This window comes from Marisediminitalea lipolytica (assembly GCF_001758465.1).
Classification (GTDB): Bacteria; Pseudomonadota; Gammaproteobacteria; order Enterobacterales; family Alteromonadaceae; genus Alteromonas; species Alteromonas lipolytica.
Genome location: NZ_MJIC01000010.1, coordinates 487,931 through 505,691, shown reverse-complemented (window position 1 = coordinate 505,691; position 17,761 = coordinate 487,931). Strand labels below are relative to the sequence as shown.

The window sequence follows — 17,761 nt, the reverse complement described above, 5'->3', positions numbered from 1 at the left end:
ATTTACAGCAATGGTTTAATTTTGGCGATTTTTAATACTTAAGAGCAGGTAGCCGTAGTTATGTTCACAAAATCTCCGATTGCACTTGGATTATTAGCCTCATTACCCTTACTGGCACAGGCAGCCACACCCAACGACATTGAACATGTGACTATTTTTGGCAATAGCCAGGCGGTAGAAACCACGCCTGGCAGCGGTATGGTGATAGATCAGGCCTATCTGGACGACTTTGCGGTAAGCGACATAATGCGCGTACTTACCCGGGTACCCGGTGTATACATTACCGAAGAAGATGGCTATGGACTGCGACCCAATATTGGTATGCGCGGTAACTCGGCAGACCGCTCAGAAAAAATTACCATTATGGAAGATGGCGTACTGGCAGCCCCTGCCCCTTATGCCAGTCCAGCCGCCTATTACTTTCCAACTATTGGCAGAATGAGCACTATCGAAGTACTTAAAGGCGGTTCCAGCGTACTTTACGGACCGCGCACTTCAGGGGGCGTAATAAACCTGCTAACCACCCCCATCAGCGATAACAGTTTTGCTACCCGTTTAGATGTTTCGCTAGGCTCAGATGGCTACCGCAAGGCCCATGTATTAGCCAGCGGCAGTGAAGGCCGTATTGGCGCGCTGGGTGAGGTATATCACTATGGGGCGGATGGTTTTAAAGACCTGCCAACCGGTAATGAAACCGGCTTTAGTAAAACCGATGTGGTCACCAAGGTAGGCTTTAAACTGGACACTGCCGGTAAACATTACCTTGAAGCCAAACTGAAATATTCCGAAGAAACCTCAGATGAAACCTACCTGGGTGTTACGCTGGATGACTTTAATTCCACTCCGTTTGCCCGCTACAGCGCCTCTGCGCTGGATGAAATGGCTACCGAACACAAACTGATCAACCTTAATTATGTGTACGCCATCAGTGATAACAGCAGCCTTACAATGACGGCTTACTACAACGATTTTCATCGTAACTGGTATAAAACTGATCGGGTCAATGGCCTGAGCCTTGGCAACGGTGCAGAAGAAGCCGCCTCAGCCTTTGATGCCGGTACAGCTGCTTCAGATACCCTTGATTTCAGAGTTAAAGCCAACAATCGTGACTACCTGTCGCAAGGTATTCAGGGTGAATATGAGCTGTTTACCGCAGGCCACCAAATTAAAGTGGGAGCACGGATACACAACGATGAGATGGATCGATTCCAGTGGGTCGACAACTATCAGTTTAATCGTGATTACCAGCTGACGACGCTGGACGCCGGCGTACCGGGCACAGACTCTAACCGTATAGACAGCGCTAATGCTATCAGCGCTTATGTTCACGACACCTGGGAATACGGCGACCTGACATTGTCCGGCGGTCTGCGTTATGAAGACGTTCACCTTGCCCGTGACGACTGGGGTAAAACTGACCCACTACGCACCGGTGATGCGGCTAAGCGCCGCAATAGTGTGTCGGCGTTGTTACCAGGACTGGGCGCAACCTACCAGATAAGTGAACAACTATTACTGCTGACTGGTGTTCAGAAAACCTTTGCTCCACCCTCTCCCGGTAACAATAACGCCCAGGAAGAAGAAGGCTGGAACTACGAAGCCGGGGTTCGTTATTCCGACCAGTTAAACCGCATGGAGCTGATTGGTTTTTACACTAACCTGGATAACCTACATGGCAATTGTACGGCTAGCCAGGGCTGTAACAGCGACCTCATTGGTACCCAGTACAACGCCGGTGAAGTAGAAATTAAAGGGGTAGAATGGAGCTATCAGGCCGATTTACCGCTGGCTGGATTTACCGTGCCGGTTAACTTTAATTACACCTATTCCACCGCTGAATTTAAGCAAAGCTTCGAGTCTGAGCTGGACTCCTGGGGAAGCGTACAGGCGGGTGACGAACTGCCATACCTGCCCGATCACACTCTGCAATTTGAAACCGGTGTAAGGCAGGATAACTGGCAGGTGTTATTTGCCGTAAAACATACCTCTGAAATGCGCACTCAGGCGGGCACTGAAGCCGTTACCACGGCCAACGGTATTCCTTCACGCACTTTAATGGACGTTTCGGCTAATTATCAGTTGGATAACAAACAAACCGTTTATCTGGTAATTGATAACCTGACGGATAAAGAATATATCGCTACGCGTCAGCATGGCGGTATTCAGGTAGGCAAACCACGCACCTTCCAGGTTGGCTATCGCTATCAGTTTTAATAGCTGAAAAGGTCAATTTTACAGGGCGGTTATTACCGCCCTTTTTAATGCTTACGCTATTGTGGCTGTCGGTAAGCTCTGACGATATCCGCCATCACCGCCAGACCGATTTCGGCCGGGGTTTTACTGCCAATATCCAGCCCGATAGGCATATGAATATGCGCCAGTTGCTCGCCGGACAATTTAGCAATATTTTGCAACCGCTCCGCCCGTTTGGCGGATGTACGTTTGGAGCCCATCACACCAATATAAAATGCTTCGGTGTTAACCGCTTCCATCATAGTGAGATCGTCAACCCGCGGATCGTGAGTTAAGGCCACAATAGCAGTATGACTGTGAACGTGGTGAGGTTTTAAAATGTAGTCGGCAGCAAAATCCGGCACATAGCGACAGCCCTCAATATTACACAACGCCTGCTCCGCAGCACGGTGCTCACAGATAATCACTTCAAACCCCAGGGATTGTGCATAACGCGCGCAGTATTCGGCCACGGGCGAATAACCGGCAATTATTAACCTACGCGCCGGACCAACCCGTAGCGCTACCTTGTGCTCAGCTGGCTGCCAGCTAATAGCCGGCGTATGCTCGGTTACCTCACTAAGCAAGCTTTGACCCGTTTGGGTATTCACTTCACGTACTTTAACGTCTTTTCCGAGCAAGCAATTTAAGTAAGCCGCAAAATGGGCAGACTGAGTTTCTCCCGGCGTGATTTTTTCCACCAGTACATCCAGAATACCGCCACATGGCAGGCTGATAGACTGGTTGGGGCCTTCCTCACCATAACGCACCACTTGTGCTGCCTGAGTAAACTCATTTCCCCCCAGGCGGGACAAAAAGTCATCTTCTACACAACCACCGGATAAGGAACCGACCCAGTCGTCGCTGCTTCTGGCTGCAAATAAACTGCCGGGTTCACGGGGTGACGATCCCCAGGTTGCCAGCACCGTACAAAACCAAAAAGGTTCTGCGGCTGCCAGCCATTCATTTACACGGCTTAACACCGTGACATCCAATGGTTGCATACTGCCCACTTCTTTATCATAACTATAGATACTGTATGCAAATAATTGTAAAACGCCAAGGTGGATCACCCGGACAGACTAAAACCCGCGTTGAGTTGTTCAGCAAAACAGCAACCAATCCAACTTAATGTGTTTATATTTGTATAAGACACTTGAATAAGTTAGTATCCGCCCAATATTAGACAGTAAGCAGAGAGCTAAACTCTCTCGTTTAATAGTACCAATCTCCGGGGCTGATTAGGATTCGACAGGATCTAGGAAGCTGGAGGTGCATGCAGAGGAGCGGTTGGCCTCTTAAAAAAGCCGCATTTAAATAGTCGCAAACGACGAAAACTACGCACTAGCCGCTTAATAACCGGCATAGGCCCTTCCACCTAAGCTCTGTCTGCTAGCCAGGATTTTGGAAGGTCATTAAAGCAAACTAGCGAGGGAAACTCTCCTGAGGTTGAACCGCGAAACAGTATCAGGACAGCTACCAGGAACCCTGTTTGTCGGGGTCTAAAGTAGTTAAATAAAAGACAAACTAAGCATGTAGTACCAAAGGTAGACATTTTCTGGACGCGGGTTCAAATCCCGCCAGCTCCACCAAATAAATAAAGCTTGCCGCAAGGCAGGCTTTTTTTATTTGTGGCGTCTGATTGGGTGCTGAAAACGCTCCCGGGTTCACCAAAACGTCCGGAACGTTTTCGAGCATGGTTCGCAGGACGCAAGTCTCGGGACCTGCGAAAATCCCGCCAGCCAAACGGCAGGCCCCTACCCCCAATAAAAAAAGCTTGCACCAAGGCAAGCTTTTCAAGGTTAAAACATCAATTTCATAGTGCCTAATAAATTAAAGCCCCAGTTCTTTATCCAGCACTTTTGCAAACTCTTCAAAACTCATATTCGACAAAAGCTTGCCGTTTACCATAAAGCTTGGGGTTGAACGAATGCCATCAGATTTGGCATTTTGTTGATACCAGCCAATCAGCTGGCCGGATTTTTCTTTATCGCCCAAACACGCTTCTACCTGTTGATCAGTCAATCCTGTGGCTTTGCCCATAGTAACCAGCTCGTTAAGTATGGTATTGCCATCACGGCTGGCCATCCACTGCTGCTGGGTGGAAAACAGTGTATCGATGTAGTTAAAGTAATCTTCGGTTTTACCCGAACAGCGGCCCAGCATGGACGCCACTAAACCAAACTGGTCAAAATACACTTCACGAAACACAAAACTAATTTTACCGGTATCGATATAGTTTTCTTTAAGTTGTTCAAAAGCGTTGTTATGAAAAGAGGCGCAATGGGGGCAAGTGAATGAGGCATACTCTATAACCTGAACCTGCGCCATCGGGTTGCCCAAACGCATATCCTTAACACTGGTGCTCTGAGTGGTCGCTTTAGCTGGTGATGATGTTGTGCTGGCTGGCGCTTTGTTTACTGGTGCTTCTGCATCTTGTTGCGACAACATCCACCCTGCCCCAACTGCAATCAGTACTACTGCTACTACAATCAACAATAACCGCGAATTCATTTTTACCTCAAACGTTAAATCTAATGCTGCACGTACATTACCACTAACTGCCGTAATATCAGAGTGCTGATTGGTATTTAGGTACTTTCAACCAACGCAATATCACTACCATCAGTCGCAAGTTTTATCATTTATATGGTCTGGTTAGCGCTGTTCTTCGTAACTAATAATGCAACATAACTAATTCCAGGAGGACATTATGTTTACCCAACAACCCGGTTTAAGTGAGCTTTTTGTGCAACTAGGTTTATCTGCCGATGAGCAGGCCATTGAACAGTTTATCAGTGAACACCGTGGACTCAAGTCATCACAGCCTTTGGCCGAAGCACCGTTCTGGAGCAAAGCTCAGGCCAGCTTTTTACGCCAGGCGCTGGCGGAAGATGCTGAATGGGCAGAAGTTATTGATGAGCTGAACACCCGTTTACACTAATATTTAAAATGATTCGGCACTGCTACTCAGTACTGCGTGGCAGTACCTGCCAGGTTTTCTCGCAACACCATCATTCCCCTGTTTTTACTTTTATATGCATTCACCATAGGCGTACGCGGTTACCTATACTAAAGTTATAGCTACCAACTATTATAAAAGCTTTGAAAAACACGGGTTGTAACTATGACAAACTGGTTTTGGCGCACCTACGACGTAATCGAAAAAACCTTCTTTTACACACTTACCCGAAAAATAATTGGGAACATCAGCTTTCTGTTCTTGTTCCAGTTGGCTAATTTCTATCTTTTTTATGCGCTCATTTCCAGTCCGCCGGAACAGCATCAAAGCTACCAGCCAATGTTACTGTTGTTATTTGTATTAAGTACCCTGAGTTTTGCTTTTACCATTTTCTACATGCATCACCTAATTGTAAAACCGGTTAAAGCGCTGCTGGGCACCCTCAATAATATCAATCATACCCAGGGCGATCTCTCCACCCGCCTGCCCGCGTTTACCTGTGACGAATTCAGTGAGTTATCGGCGGCCTATAATAAGTTTGCGCACAACCTGAGTGAGCTGATAGAGCGTGTTTACCGTGATGCAGAGCAGTCCAGTGAAGCTAATCAGGCAGTGTGCGTACTGGTTAAAAATGTCGATGAACAGGCCGCTTCGCAAAAACAGCTGAGTGACAATATCAGTCAGTCTTCTCAGCAGGTCAGCCATAGCATTCACGACATTGTCTCTGCCTCTGAGCAAGTGGCCACCACCAACGATCAAAATCGTACCAATGCAGAAAACGCCAATAAAACCCTGCTAACTTCACAGCAACAGATTGAACGGATAACGCAGTTGCTCAGCCAGTTTTCGGCTACCGTTCAGGGGTTACAAAACAATGCCGACAATGTGCGTAATATCTTAAAAATGGTGGAAGGCTTTGCCGATCAAACCAATCTTCTGGCGCTGAATGCAGCTATAGAAGCGGCCCGCGCTGGCGAGGCCGGTCGCGGCTTTGCGGTGGTCGCCGATGAGGTACGTAGCTTATCGGCCAAGGTTGCCGATGCCACCCAACAAATCAGTCGGTTTCTTAATGAAATGGAAAGTCTGGTTGGCGAAACGCAACAAGAATCATCCCGTCTTATTGATGTGTCGGGTCAGATGCAACAAAGCATCGGCGATACATCGTCTACTTTTGAGCAAATGATGGATGATTTTAAACAAAACATGGAAGCTTTTCAGTTAATCATGCACTCGGTTAATAACCTTGAATCTCAGCAGGCACAAGCCACCAACATCGCCGGGCAAATTACCCAGTTAAGCGAAGCTATCCAGCTTTCTATGGCCACAGGTGTGCAACAGGCAGAACATGCACAGTCTCTGGCAGGCTCAACACAACAAGGACTAAGTCAGTTTATTGTCAATAAATAACCTTTTACAGCGTAATTCCCACAACTTTTTATACAGCACAAGGTGTCAGAATTATTTACACGCAGCGTAAAAATAATTCACACAAAAACATTCAAGTAATTGTTTAATAACAACAAATAAAAAATGGCATAGTATTATGCTAAGCATTATCGTGATTTCGTTGTAGTCGTAAATAAGGAATTAATAATGTTTAAACGTTCACTTACCGCACTGGCTTTAGTTGTTTCATTCTCAAGCTCTGCTTCAGTTATTTCTTACACTGATTTTTCCAGTACTGCTGGTTTACAGCTTAATGGTCATGCTCAACAAGTTGGTAACGTTATTCGTTTAACCGAAACTACGTCTCAGGCTGGTAGCTTTTTTTCTACCGATGCTCAAACGCTTGGTAGTGATGTTTCATTCAGCTCGTTTTTCTCCTTCAACATTTTTGATGGTGTTGGCATTTCGGATGTAGATGGCATAGGCGCAGACGGCATCGTGTTTACGCTGCAAACCGTATCTAATCAGGCTGGCGGTGGTGGCGGTGGTATTGGTTACCAAAACCTGGCGCAATCAGTTGGCATTGAGTTTGATACCTGGAATAACGGCGGCTACGATGACAATTCTGGTAACCACGTCGGCATCAACGTCAATGGCAACATGGATTCTTTGGCTTTAGTTACCGAAGCTACCCGTTTTAACGACGGCGATGACTGGTTTGCCTGGGTTGACTATGACGGTATTACCGATCAGCTTAGCGTACGCTACAGCCAAAATGTGGTTAAACCTACTCTGGCTAGTCTCGAATATACTATCGATTTAACCTCTATCTTTGGCAGCAACGATGTGTACGCAGGTTTTACTTCAGGTACCGGTGGCGCAGGTAACAAACACGACATTACCAGCTTTGCTTTCAGTACTGAATTTGATGAAGATTTTGCGGGTAACGGGATTAATGAAGTTTCTGCACCAGGTACACTGGCACTGCTGGGTCTTTCTGCTTTTGGCTTAGCAGCCAGAGCACGACGCAAAGGTTAATGTAAGCTAATCCTTGCTAAGAGCCGAGTTGCTCGGCTCTTTCATCTTTTTCCCGCTTTATAACGTAGATACCCCAAATTCTCACAGTGTAAAGAAATATGGCATCTACAATTGTTCTTCCTCCTGCAACCGTGTCCCGCATTATCGAAATGGCCTGGGAAGACCGCACCCCATTTGAAGCGATTGAGCGCGAATATGGCCTTAGCCAGGATGGTGTGATCAGGTTAATGCGTCGCGAATTAAAGCCATCCAGTTTCAGGCTGTGGCGCAAGCGCACTCAGGGTCGTACTACCAAGCATTTAAAATTACGTTCGCCCGATATATCCCGGGGCTATTGTCCTACCCAATACAAACAGCGTTAGTTACTTTTGCAATGTTGTGTGGTTAACTCGTGTTGCCGGTTAAGCCACGAGAGGGAAAACACACATGATCACTTTATACGGATTTGGCCAGGGTCTGGGTATGTACGATCCCAGCCCCTTTGTCTTAAAAGTTGCCACCTTTATGCGTATGGCTAACGTGGAATACCACTATCACGGTAACGTTAATCAGGTATTTAAAGCGCCTAAGAAAAAGCTGCCTTACCTTAACGACAATGGCACTATTGTATGCGATTCAACCTTCATTATCAGCTACCTGAAAACCCGCTACACCAGCGATTTTGATAATCATCTGACACCTGAGCAGCAAGCTATTGCCTATCTTACCGGCAAATCCCTGGATGAAAATTTTTACTGGTGTCTGGTGTATTTTCGCTGGATAGATAAGGCCAGCTGGCCAGCGGTCAAAGCCGCCTTGTTTGCGCGCCTGCCTTTTCCCTTAAGCGCTATTGTACCCTTTGTCGCTCGCCGCGGCGTTTCCCGTCAGGTGTTTAACCAGGGAACCGGGCGACACAGCAAGGATGAGGTGCTGGCTATCGCTAAAGACACGCTTGATGCTCTGTCGGTTATGATTGGCGACAAGCCCTTTTGCTTTGGCGATGCCCCCTGCTCGCTGGACGCAACAGTGTATGCCTTTTTAGCGGAAGCCATTAACGTCAGGCTGGACAATGAGTTTACCCAACTGGCCCGCCAGTACGATAACCTCACGCGTTATTGCCAGCATATCCATCAGCGCTACTTTGCCGCGATACAGTAACTTATTTCCCCATTGGTAACTGGGTTGCCACACTGCTAACCAGTAAACCAATGGCAATGGTAAGAGCAAAACTGGTTAAAGTACCCAGCATCACATATTCGGTGAGTTTTTTATCTTCGCTTAATCGCAGATCGCCAAATCGGAACACCGATTTAGCCGCTAACAAAAAGCCGATGGCAGAAAACTGATTAAGCAAAATAAAAGTCAGGATCAGCATTCGTTCCAGATAGCCAATGCTCTTACCTGCCGCCTGCAGCGAGGTTTCGCTGTTGGCATCGGTTTTATCTGCCTCAATGGCGCTACTCCAGGGTGCCAGCAGTTGCTTAATGATTATCGACACCGGCCTCAACACCATTAAATAGCCGGTGATAATTGCCAGGGTTTTATAACTCACCTCTTGTTTAATCCAATAAATGGCAAACGCTGGCTCGGGATTTGCCACCAGTAATACGATAAAGCCTATCACCAGCAAATGGGCCAGCTGATCCAGCACAAAACAGAACATGGTGGGTCTGGCGTAAGACTTAACGCCATCGATAACAATATGAGAGCCAGCCAGCAGTAAGGCGTAAGCTACCGCTTTTATCACCGGAATATCGGTTACTAACAGCAACACCAGCGCCGCAATAACACCATGAACCGCGCCATGCCAGTACAAACAAGGAGCCGAAAAATGCCGTTGAGTGCGCTGTGTTATCCAGTGGGATGGCTGCAAGTAAAAATCGGCCAGTATGTGGCCGGCAAGCAATAAAATCAGCAGCGTCATCGTTGTCATAGGGTAAATTCCTTTTTTACCTGCAGCGCAAAATAATCAAGATAATCAGCAATTAAATGATACTGACTGGTATTTAAGATGCGTGTCACATTACTGCGCTTTTTATCCAGCACCCGTGCCAGGTGTTCGTGGGATTTATTCTCGGCTAACAAATAGGTAAGTACAACATAAGACTGGGTGGAAGTAAGGCGTTCCAGATGACTGTCAAAAAACCGGGTCAGCAGGGCCATTTGGGTCTGAAAATTCTGATTAGCACAGTGTATGCGTAATCCCCGCCCCTTGATGTCATCGAGCCCGTGGCCCGACAACAAATAGGCTTCACCGGTAGCCGTTTTTACGCTCTGCTCGCTGGCAGAGCCGGTACCTATGCCAATACACTGCCTTACCATTACCGAAGGTGAATGACTGCGTAGCGTTAAATCAATAATGGTAGCAAGTCTGGCAGCCAGCTGAGGTTGTGTCTGTACCTGAAAACTATCACCACGAAAAATATCATAAGCGCTGTTATAGCGTATTGAAAACTGCTTCAGCTGTTTTTCCAGTGCGCTCATAACCTGCTGAAAATCCGCGGTAGTCAGCTTACTTGAACCCACCAGATCGCCGGTGACAACGGCAATAATTGACGGTTGTGCAGATACCACTGAATTTTCCATTACATCTCCTTGTTACAGGGAACCGAATTTAAAGGCGTCACTTAATTAAATGTTACTATATTTAATCACATCCATCAAAGTGATTAAATTAGGTAACTTTAACAAACAGCCGGCTTAGCGCCAGTCGGGGTAAAACCTTATAACCTCATCCACCGTATTAGCAGGCATGTTTAGCCTGATCACTACATTATCTGATAAATCATGACAGCAACAATGGCCGCGCCATTAACCGTAGTTTGGTTTAAGCGGGATCTCAGATTACAGGACCATGCCCCACTCTGCCAGGCCGTTAACCAGGCATTCCCGGTACTTCCGCTGTATTTGTTTGAACCTGCCATAATGCGCGATCCGCACTACTCAATCCGCCACTGGCGGTTTGTCTGGCAAAGCTTGCTTACCATGCAGCGCACCTTGCAAGGGTTTGGGGCGACCATGCATGTCAGCTACGACGACGCAGAAGACTTTTTTACCCGCTTGTTGTCGCGCTATCGCGTAGTGAATGTACTTAGCTATCAGGAAACCGGACTGCACTGCACTTATCAGCGCGACCAACAACTAACCGAATTATTCAGACAGCGCGGGGTAAAGTGGCAGGAGTTTGCTTATGGTGGTGTTACCCGTGGCCTGAGCCATCGAAAGCAATGGGCACAACACTGGCAACAGGTAATGTCACAGCCTGTATCGACGCCTTCGTTGTCACAGGCGCACTGGCATACCGATAAGTCCGTGTTAACCCGAGTGCCAACTGAGCTGGCAGCAACGCTCCATCTACCCGAAAACGAGCATCAGACCGGTGGCGAGCATCACGCCCATGACTTACTTAACAGTTTCATCCGCCAGCGACATCAGGATTACCACCGCCATATCAGCAGCCCACTGGCCAGTTTTAACAGCTGTTCCCGTCTTTCGCCTTATCTGGCCTGGGGCAATTTAAGCCTCAGACAGGTTTACCAAAAGCTCAGGTCCAGCCAGCAGTCGCTGCCCCGCTCATTAAGTGCTTTTGCGTCGCGTCTGCACTGGCACTGCCATTTTATCCAAAAATTCGAAAGTGAATGTGAGCAGGAATTTCGCCCGGTTAATCACGCGTATCAGCACTTTCCCTACCGGTCGGATGAACAGGTTGAAGCGCATCTTACTGCCTGGCAACAAGGAACTACAGGCGTGCCCATGGTCGACGCCTGTATGCGCTGCGTTAACCAAACCGGCTACCTTAACTTTCGTATGCGGGCCATGCTGGTGAGTTTTTTAACCCATTATCTGCTTATCGACTGGCGGCGCGGTGTACAGCATCTGGCCCGTCAGTTTCTCGACTTTGAACCCGGTATTCATTACCCGCAATTTCATATGCAGGCCGGCGTAACCGGCACCAATACACTGCGTGTTTACAACCCGGTTAAACAAGCGCGAGATAACGATCCTGACGGAACTTTTATCCGGCGCTGGGTGCCAGAATTAGCGTATTTACCTAACGAAGATCTCTTTGCTCCCTGGCAAATGCCGCCGTTAAATCAGCTTGCCCTGGAACAGCCATTACCCCCAATTTACCGTAACCCGATAATAGACCCTGATCAGGCTATTGCTAAACATAAGGTGATTCTTTGGGAATGGCGTAAACGCCAGGATGTCAGACGCGAGGCCAAACGGATCCTTGCCCGTCACTCTAACCCAGGCTAACAGGCCACTACTGATTTGCTGCCAGTATCGTGTTGTCACACTGACTCAATGTGAGTCTGGCTGGTTGCAGTTCTATACCAAAAGGGGCAGCCCGACCAAGCACTTCCATACCCAGAATATTGTGGGCATTATCCATCACTGCCACGCTTACGTCGGTAAACTGGCAGTCTTTACTCAAGCTCAGCAATGGAATGGTATACAGCTGCACGGTTTGTTGCCGGCCGTTAGCCAGTTTAGCAATCACTTTACCCGCTTTGGTGACGGTCTGCGCCTGTCGGATAAGAGCAAACGTCCTTTTGTTAAGAATGGTTAGTGACGACCCGGTATCAATCAGGTACCGCGTAACTACATTATCAGCCTCTGAGTGAAGATACAGTGTGCCGCCCGCACTGCTGGTCAGTGCAAACGAATTAGCCTCAGCCAACCCCGTCCAACTCACCACGCTTATCACCACAAAAAGGCGTTTAATTACTGTTAGCCACATGCGCCATACTCCACTGCTTAAGGCAATACGACAATACGTATTACGCTTTTCCCCAAGGGTATGTATAGCAACAGCAAATTTGGCACCAAACTCTAGGTTATTGTTTTTACATAAACCTGCTAACAAGATGCGCCACCACCGCACAAAATACGTGCCTTTTCGCACCAAAATAAAACAATAACCCGCATCTCTTATCAACTTTTACGCAAACTCGTGACAAATGTCATAGATAACAACTATCACCAGATGGTATTACTTGTTATTAAAGTCTTATTTACACTCAACTGGCCAATAAAAAGACGAAAATTAATCTTAATAGTTAAAGGATACAACGATGAAATTACCAATTTTGCCGCTTATCGCACTTTCTTGCTTTTCTTTCGTGCACTCAGCCTCTCAAGCTGCACCACAAATAGGCAACAATGAGGCATCAGACACGATTATGGTGGTTGAGCGTACTGGCAAGCCGCCATTTAAACGCACTTTTGCGCCAGTGAGCACCGCCGATGTTGCTCAATTTGAAATAACATCACAATGTGAAGAAACCAAAACGGTTGTGATGCGGGGAAAACCACCGTTCAAACGCACCACCGAATGCCTTAATGTGGTTGATGTTGCGCAGTTCGAAACCACCAGCACCGGTCAGCAAACCGATTTTAGCGGTCGCCCGCCGTTTAAACGCCACTAAACCAAGCTTTCCTGACACAGGGCCAGACACCGGGTTTATCCGGACGTTTGGCCTTTACCTGCCCGCTACAGTAAAAATTGTGTTTTGCATTGATCCCATCAGGCTGGATCATTCGTTTATACCGATTAATTAGTATAATTTATTTCATCTGACCAGTGAGCTCAGGTAGGGTAAATTAAGGCTCTAATCATTAAACGGAATTACGTTATGAAACACGCGCTCATTGTCGAAGGCGGTGCCATGCGTGGTATTTTTGCTGCTGGCGTGCTGGATACCTTTCAGCAACACAACTATTACCCTTTTGATATGGTCGTTGGGGTTTCTGCCGGAGCCACCAGCGCAGCGGGCTACCTTGCCGGGAATGCCGAACGTAATCGGCGCATCATCTTACGCATGGCCACCCAAAAAGATTTCTTTAATCCGTTACGCTTTGTAATGAAAGGCCATATGACAGATGTAAAATGGTTATGGTGCAAAGCACGCGAACGCTATCCACTAAGCGCCCAAAGCTTCAGCCAGCAAGCGCCGCTGATTGTATCCGTTACCAATATGCATACCGGACAAGCCGAGTATCATCAGGCAACGCCTGACAACATGGATCAACTGATGGAAGCCACCTGTGCACTGCCTGTGGTTTACCGCACGCCGCCACAACTGGCCCGTGGGATGTATGTGGATGGTGGCGTTGCCGATGCGATTCCGGTGCAGTATGCCTACCAACAGGGGTGTAAAAATATCACCGTTATCCTTTCCCAGCCCTGGGGTTATAAAAAGTCCGGGGAAAAAGCGCCCTGGCTAACCGAAAAAATGTTCGCAGACTATCCGGCGTTAATCGAAACCATCCATCAGCGCAGTGCGGTGTACAATCAGACCCTGGCTTTTATTGCAGATCCGCCTGCGGATTGTAATTTACAGGTCATCGTGCCGCCGGCAGACTTTCCGGTTAAACGCCTGACTATGAATAAAGCCAAATTGCTCAAAGGGTATCGTATGGGCAGACACTGCGCGCAACAATATTTTGCTGAATTTGCTCAGGCAGCCTGATCACATCAGCTGCCCGATAGCGTATTCCAACCCAAACAATATGCCGCCTATCAATCCGCCCACCAGGGTGCCATTGATTCTGACCTTTTGCAGATCCTTGCCAATATTGAGTTCTATCTGACGGGACATCTGGGCGCTGTCCCAACCAAGAATAGTACGGCGAATGTGATCGGTTAAAAAGTCTGCCAGTTCCGGCGCAATATATCGGGCTGCTACTCCCATATGATAATTTACCGCCTGTTGCAGCGTGCTATCTGCCAACAACCGCTCACCGCTGTCATTAAATAAGACTGTAAGTCGCGTAACCACCTGCCCTTGAGGCTGTGCTAAATCATTCATTAACCATTGATGTATATCCAGCCAGATCCGCTGAAGATACTGATGCAGAGCTTCGCTTTCTAACAGCCGGTTACGAAAGGCATCCAGTTTCTGTGCGGTCGCTTCGTCACTTTCCAGATCATCAATAAAGCGTTCAATCTGGGTATTTAACGCTAATCTGACCGGGTGTTGGGGATCATCATTGATATCCTGCAAGGTATGACTGATGGCACTAACCGCTATGCCCGCGCCCTGTTCGCTTAACCAGGCCGATGGCAGAATTTTCTCCAGTCGGCGATATTCGGTTTTCAGCCAGCCATTGAGTTTGTCGGCAATCACCGCCTGCGACGCCTCACTTTGTAATGCAGCGGCCAGTTTATCGATGAGTTTATTGACCAACTGCTGATGACGGCCATCTTTAGTCATTAGTCGTAGTGAACCTGCCAGCAACGCGGCCAAAGGCAACTTGCGTAAACCTCGCTCAACCGAACGCCGCAATGCCTGCTGGATAGGTTCATCATAAACCACGTTTAACAAGCCTTTAAGGCTGTCAGCCACATACTGCGACAAACGTCTGGCATTATTCGCCTCTGTCAGCCACAAGCCTAACGCTTTTGCCGGCGCGCTGCGCGCTACCAGGGCTTCAATGGCCTGTTCGTGAAAAAACTTTTCTTTCACAAATTGCGCCAGGTTATCGGCAATGGCCTGCTGGTTACGCGCCACAATATTAGTGTGAGGAATGGGTTTAAAGGCCGGAATGGGCCGAAACAAAGCACTGACGGCAAACCAGTCTGCCAGGCCACCCACCAAGGCCGCTTCAGACATCATCTTTAGTAAGCCAATCATGGTACTGCCCGCCATTTCAGGTTGCACGGTTTGCCATACCGTCAGGCCAATAAACATGCCTGCCGCTGCCAAAAGCCAGCCACCCGCCTGGCGCTTTGCCTTGTGTAACTGTAAGGCTTTATCCATAAGTTTTGTCCGTTGTCGCGCTCAATTTATGCGTGGATTAGATTAAATGTATAGGCAAATGGGCGTTTCCCAAGGTAATGCGCTCATACTTCAACTTAACCGCCACGTACTAAAGCCCGGATTATCCGGCAATATTCACCCCGTTTACGCCTGATATTTACTTTTTTAAATTTTTTTCAATTTATTTTTTATTTTTTGCATCTACCAGGCGATCTCACTCGTTTGGCTTGTATCGGCTGGCTGGAAGTTGCGTTGGTAAGCCTGCCGTAACTAAAAAACACATGGAGATACGGATAATGAATACACAACAATCGGGCTTTCGCCTGTCTGTCATTACTTTAGCACTCACTCTGGGTCTGGCTGGCTGCGTGGATGATGGCGATACTGGTCCTGCTGGTCCCGCCGGCATGGACGGTGCCAATGGTGTAAATGGTAACAACGGCGCACCAGGGCTCGCCGAAGGCACATTTTTAATTGCCAATAATGGCGATAGTAATCGCGGCTCCGTGAGTCTGGTCGACCAAAACGCGGCTCTGCTTAATCTGTTTACCTCTGGCAATAATGAAGGCATTGTGCTGGATAGCGCCGGTAATCTTATCCAGGCGGGTGACAGTTCTACCGGCAGCCTGCGTACGGTGTGCCGGATGACGGCCCGCACTGGCGGCATGTTCATGACCGCTTATGACAAAGAAATCACAGGCACCAACACCGGACTAACCAACCCTAAAGGGATACACCTGGCCCAGCACAGCGGATTGGTGTTCGTAGCCGATTTTAATGGTATGCAGATCAGCATTTTTGGTAGCCAGGCCGCAGGCGATGTTATGCCGGTGGCAGAAATTCCCCTACCAGCCAAACCCTGGGATGTCACTGTCGATGAAGTAAATGACCGCATGTTTGTGGCGCTAACCGACGGTACGGTGGCCGTGTATGACGATGTCATGGGGTCAGACTTTGCGCCTGCGGTGATGCGCTCTATTGTGCCCGCAGATGCCAACGGTAATCAGCTTTCTGTTAATTTGCATGGCATTGTTTACCACGCTCAAAGCGACCTGTTGGTGGTTTCTGATGTAGGTGATGCCGCCGTTGCCGATGATGGCCAGCTATTTGTTATCAATGGCGCTGCCATGGCTGATGGTAACATCCAGCCTGCTCGCCAAATTAGCGGCCCGATGTCGATGCTGGGTAATCCGGTTGATATTATCCTGTCCGGTACTACCCTGCGGGTGGCAGAAAAATCCAATGATGCCATTTTAATCTTTACTAATATCTTCGACGGTGCGGATGGTGACATTGCCCCTGCGCTGGCAACCGCTACCAGTAAACCAGAATCACTGGCCCAGGTAATGCCAATGATGATGGCCATGGACGCCTCCGATAATGCCCTTACCAGCGCCACCATTAATGGCATCGTAGTATCCAGTAACCCCGCCACAGAAGGCCCGGCCACCGGCCAAATCAACCAGTATTCTGCGGTATTAAGCAGCATGCTGGCTAACTTCGATGCAGGAATGAGCATTGAGAGCGTTACCCTGGATGCCTTTGGCGACGGCGCGGTTACATTTGATGATCCGGCCACCTCCATGGGCGGTGTGCTGCTGATTAACCGTCTGGCCAGCATGCGAAAGGGTGATAGCTACAGCATGTCGCAGGATCACATGATTATGGGAGCCAGTACTGGATTGGTAACGCCTAAAGGCGCGGATGTTTCATCGACTCACGGGCTGGTGTTTGTAGCTGAGCTGAATGCAACAACGCCAGGTATCAAGGTATTTTCCAGCTGCGCCAGTGGTGATGTCGCCCCGCTAATCACGCTGGTGGCAAGCAATGGCGCTCGTCCCTGGGATGTTGACTACGACGCCCAGACCGACCGCGCTTTTGTTGCCCTCACTAATGGTACGGTAGCAGTTTTTGATGAAGTTACCCGTAAACTGATGAATGGCATGACGACGGTGAATGGCGAGAACCGTTTAATTACACCAGCCATGAACGGAACGGCCGTTGCCGCCCCAACTAACATTCATGGTATCGATTACGACGCGCAGTCTGATAGTCTGGTTATTTCCGACGTGGGTAGCGCCGCCAGTGCCACAGATGGCAAGCTGTATGTCATTCCGGCAGCGGGCCTGGCTAACGGGCTCAGCGATATGAGTGTAATGATAGCTGGCCCCAACTCTATGCTTGGCAACCCGGTAGACCTGATGCTTAGCAATGGTCACGCTTACGTGGCCGAGAAATCCAACAACGTCATTATGCGTTTTGATAATATCCTTAACAGCGCCAGTGGCGATATTGCACCAGACTTTACCATGAGTCATACCGCACCAGAGTCGGTAGTGGTCATCCCCGCCCACTAGGCAGCAACAACTGCCAGCATTAAGAACGCCCCACGGGGCGT

The 17,761-nt window shown here is 48.3% G+C and carries 16 protein-coding genes and 1 other RNA gene; 11 read left to right on the top strand and 6 right to left on the bottom strand.

Annotated elements, in window-relative coordinates:
* The first annotated feature begins 60 nt into the window (after positions 1-60).
* On the top strand, positions 61-2,214 hold the full coding sequence (locus BFC17_RS07750; protein WP_070175875.1) for a TonB-dependent receptor family protein: 2,154 nt from the start codon (positions 61-63) through the stop codon (positions 2,212-2,214).
* 56 nt (positions 2,215-2,270) lie between these two features.
* Here BFC17_RS07750 and BFC17_RS07745 read toward each other — a convergent pair whose 3' ends face one another.
* On the bottom strand, positions 2,271-3,236 hold the full coding sequence (locus BFC17_RS07745; protein ID WP_070176272.1) for an XdhC family protein: 966 nt from the start codon (positions 3,234-3,236) through the stop codon (positions 2,271-2,273).
* A gap of 229 nt (positions 3,237-3,465) precedes the next feature.
* Between BFC17_RS07745 and ssrA the strand changes: the two genes are divergently transcribed.
* Positions 3,466-3,824: a transfer-messenger RNA gene (gene ssrA, locus BFC17_RS07740) on the top strand.
* A gap of 241 nt (positions 3,825-4,065) precedes the next feature.
* Here the strand turns inward: ssrA and BFC17_RS07735 are convergent.
* Positions 4,066-4,746, bottom strand: a complete 681-nt coding sequence (locus tag BFC17_RS07735; RefSeq protein WP_070175874.1) for a DsbA family protein — start codon at positions 4,744-4,746, stop codon at positions 4,066-4,068.
* 199 nt (positions 4,747-4,945) lie between these two features.
* Between BFC17_RS07735 and BFC17_RS07730 the strand changes: the two genes are divergently transcribed.
* The 5 genes from BFC17_RS07730 (at position 4,946) to BFC17_RS07710 (ending at position 8,755) form a co-directional block, all read left to right on the top strand.
* A complete protein-coding gene (locus BFC17_RS07730; RefSeq protein ID WP_070175873.1) occupies positions 4,946-5,176 on the top strand; it encodes a DUF2789 domain-containing protein in 231 nt (76 codons plus the stop codon).
* 183 nt (positions 5,177-5,359) lie between these two features.
* Complete coding sequence (locus BFC17_RS07725) at positions 5,360-6,601, top strand: methyl-accepting chemotaxis protein (RefSeq protein WP_070175872.1); 1,242 nt, start codon at positions 5,360-5,362, stop codon at positions 6,599-6,601.
* Positions 6,602-6,787: 186 nt separating this feature from the next.
* Positions 6,788-7,618, top strand: a complete 831-nt coding sequence (locus BFC17_RS07720; RefSeq protein ID WP_070175871.1) for an L-type lectin-domain containing protein — start codon at positions 6,788-6,790, stop codon at positions 7,616-7,618.
* Positions 7,619-7,716: 98 nt separating this feature from the next.
* Positions 7,717-7,980, top strand: a complete 264-nt coding sequence (locus BFC17_RS07715; protein WP_070175870.1) for a TIGR03643 family protein — start codon at positions 7,717-7,719, stop codon at positions 7,978-7,980.
* Between the two features lie 64 nt (positions 7,981-8,044).
* On the top strand, positions 8,045-8,755 hold the full coding sequence (locus BFC17_RS07710) for a glutathione S-transferase family protein (RefSeq protein ID WP_070175869.1): 711 nt from the start codon (positions 8,045-8,047) through the stop codon (positions 8,753-8,755).
* Between the two features lies 1 nt (position 8,756).
* Here the strand turns inward: BFC17_RS07710 and BFC17_RS07705 are convergent, their stop codons facing one another.
* Both BFC17_RS07705 and BFC17_RS07700 read right to left on the bottom strand, forming a co-directional pair.
* On the bottom strand, positions 8,757-9,530 hold the full coding sequence (locus BFC17_RS07705; RefSeq protein WP_070175868.1) for a DUF3307 domain-containing protein: 774 nt from the start codon (positions 9,528-9,530) through the stop codon (positions 8,757-8,759).
* Positions 9,527-10,183 carry a hypothetical protein gene (locus tag BFC17_RS07700; protein WP_070175867.1) on the bottom strand — a complete coding sequence of 219 codons (657 nt, stop codon included), beginning with the start codon at positions 10,181-10,183 and terminating at the stop codon, positions 9,527-9,529. The genes BFC17_RS07705 and BFC17_RS07700 overlap by 4 nt, the downstream gene beginning before the upstream one ends.
* A gap of 201 nt (positions 10,184-10,384) precedes the next feature.
* On the opposite strand from BFC17_RS07700, the gene BFC17_RS07695 reads away from it, so the two are divergent.
* Positions 10,385-11,857, top strand: coding sequence for an FAD-binding domain-containing protein (locus BFC17_RS07695; RefSeq protein ID WP_229680894.1), 1,473 nt, complete (start codon positions 10,385-10,387; stop codon positions 11,855-11,857).
* Positions 11,858-11,864: 7 nt separating this feature from the next.
* On the opposite strand, the gene BFC17_RS07690 is transcribed toward BFC17_RS07695, so the two are convergent.
* Positions 11,865-12,341 carry a retroviral-like aspartic protease family protein gene (locus BFC17_RS07690; protein ID WP_139142024.1) on the bottom strand — a complete coding sequence of 159 codons (477 nt, stop codon included), beginning with the start codon at positions 12,339-12,341 and terminating at the stop codon, positions 11,865-11,867.
* A gap of 334 nt (positions 12,342-12,675) precedes the next feature.
* Here BFC17_RS07690 and BFC17_RS07685 point away from each other — a divergent pair, with 334 nt between their 5' ends.
* Positions 12,676-13,029: a hypothetical protein gene (locus BFC17_RS07685; RefSeq protein ID WP_070175864.1), complete on the top strand. Its 354-nt coding sequence runs from the start codon at positions 12,676-12,678 to the stop codon at positions 13,027-13,029.
* A gap of 207 nt (positions 13,030-13,236) precedes the next feature.
* The gene (locus BFC17_RS07680; RefSeq protein ID WP_070175863.1) at positions 13,237-14,073 is read left to right on the top strand and encodes a patatin-like phospholipase family protein; all 837 of its coding nucleotides are present in this window, start codon (positions 13,237-13,239) and stop codon (positions 14,071-14,073) included.
* Here the strand turns inward: BFC17_RS07680 and BFC17_RS07675 are convergent, their stop codons facing one another.
* Positions 14,074-15,363: a DUF445 domain-containing protein gene (locus BFC17_RS07675; protein ID WP_070175862.1), complete on the bottom strand. Its 1,290-nt coding sequence runs from the start codon at positions 15,361-15,363 to the stop codon at positions 14,074-14,076. It abuts the gene before it with no gap.
* A 296-nt stretch (positions 15,364-15,659) separates the two neighbouring features.
* Here BFC17_RS07675 and BFC17_RS07670 point away from each other — a divergent pair, with 296 nt between their 5' ends.
* Positions 15,660-17,720: a YncE family protein gene (locus BFC17_RS07670; protein ID WP_070175861.1), complete on the top strand. Its 2,061-nt coding sequence runs from the start codon at positions 15,660-15,662 to the stop codon at positions 17,718-17,720.
* The last annotated feature ends 41 nt before the right edge of the window (positions 17,721-17,761 follow it).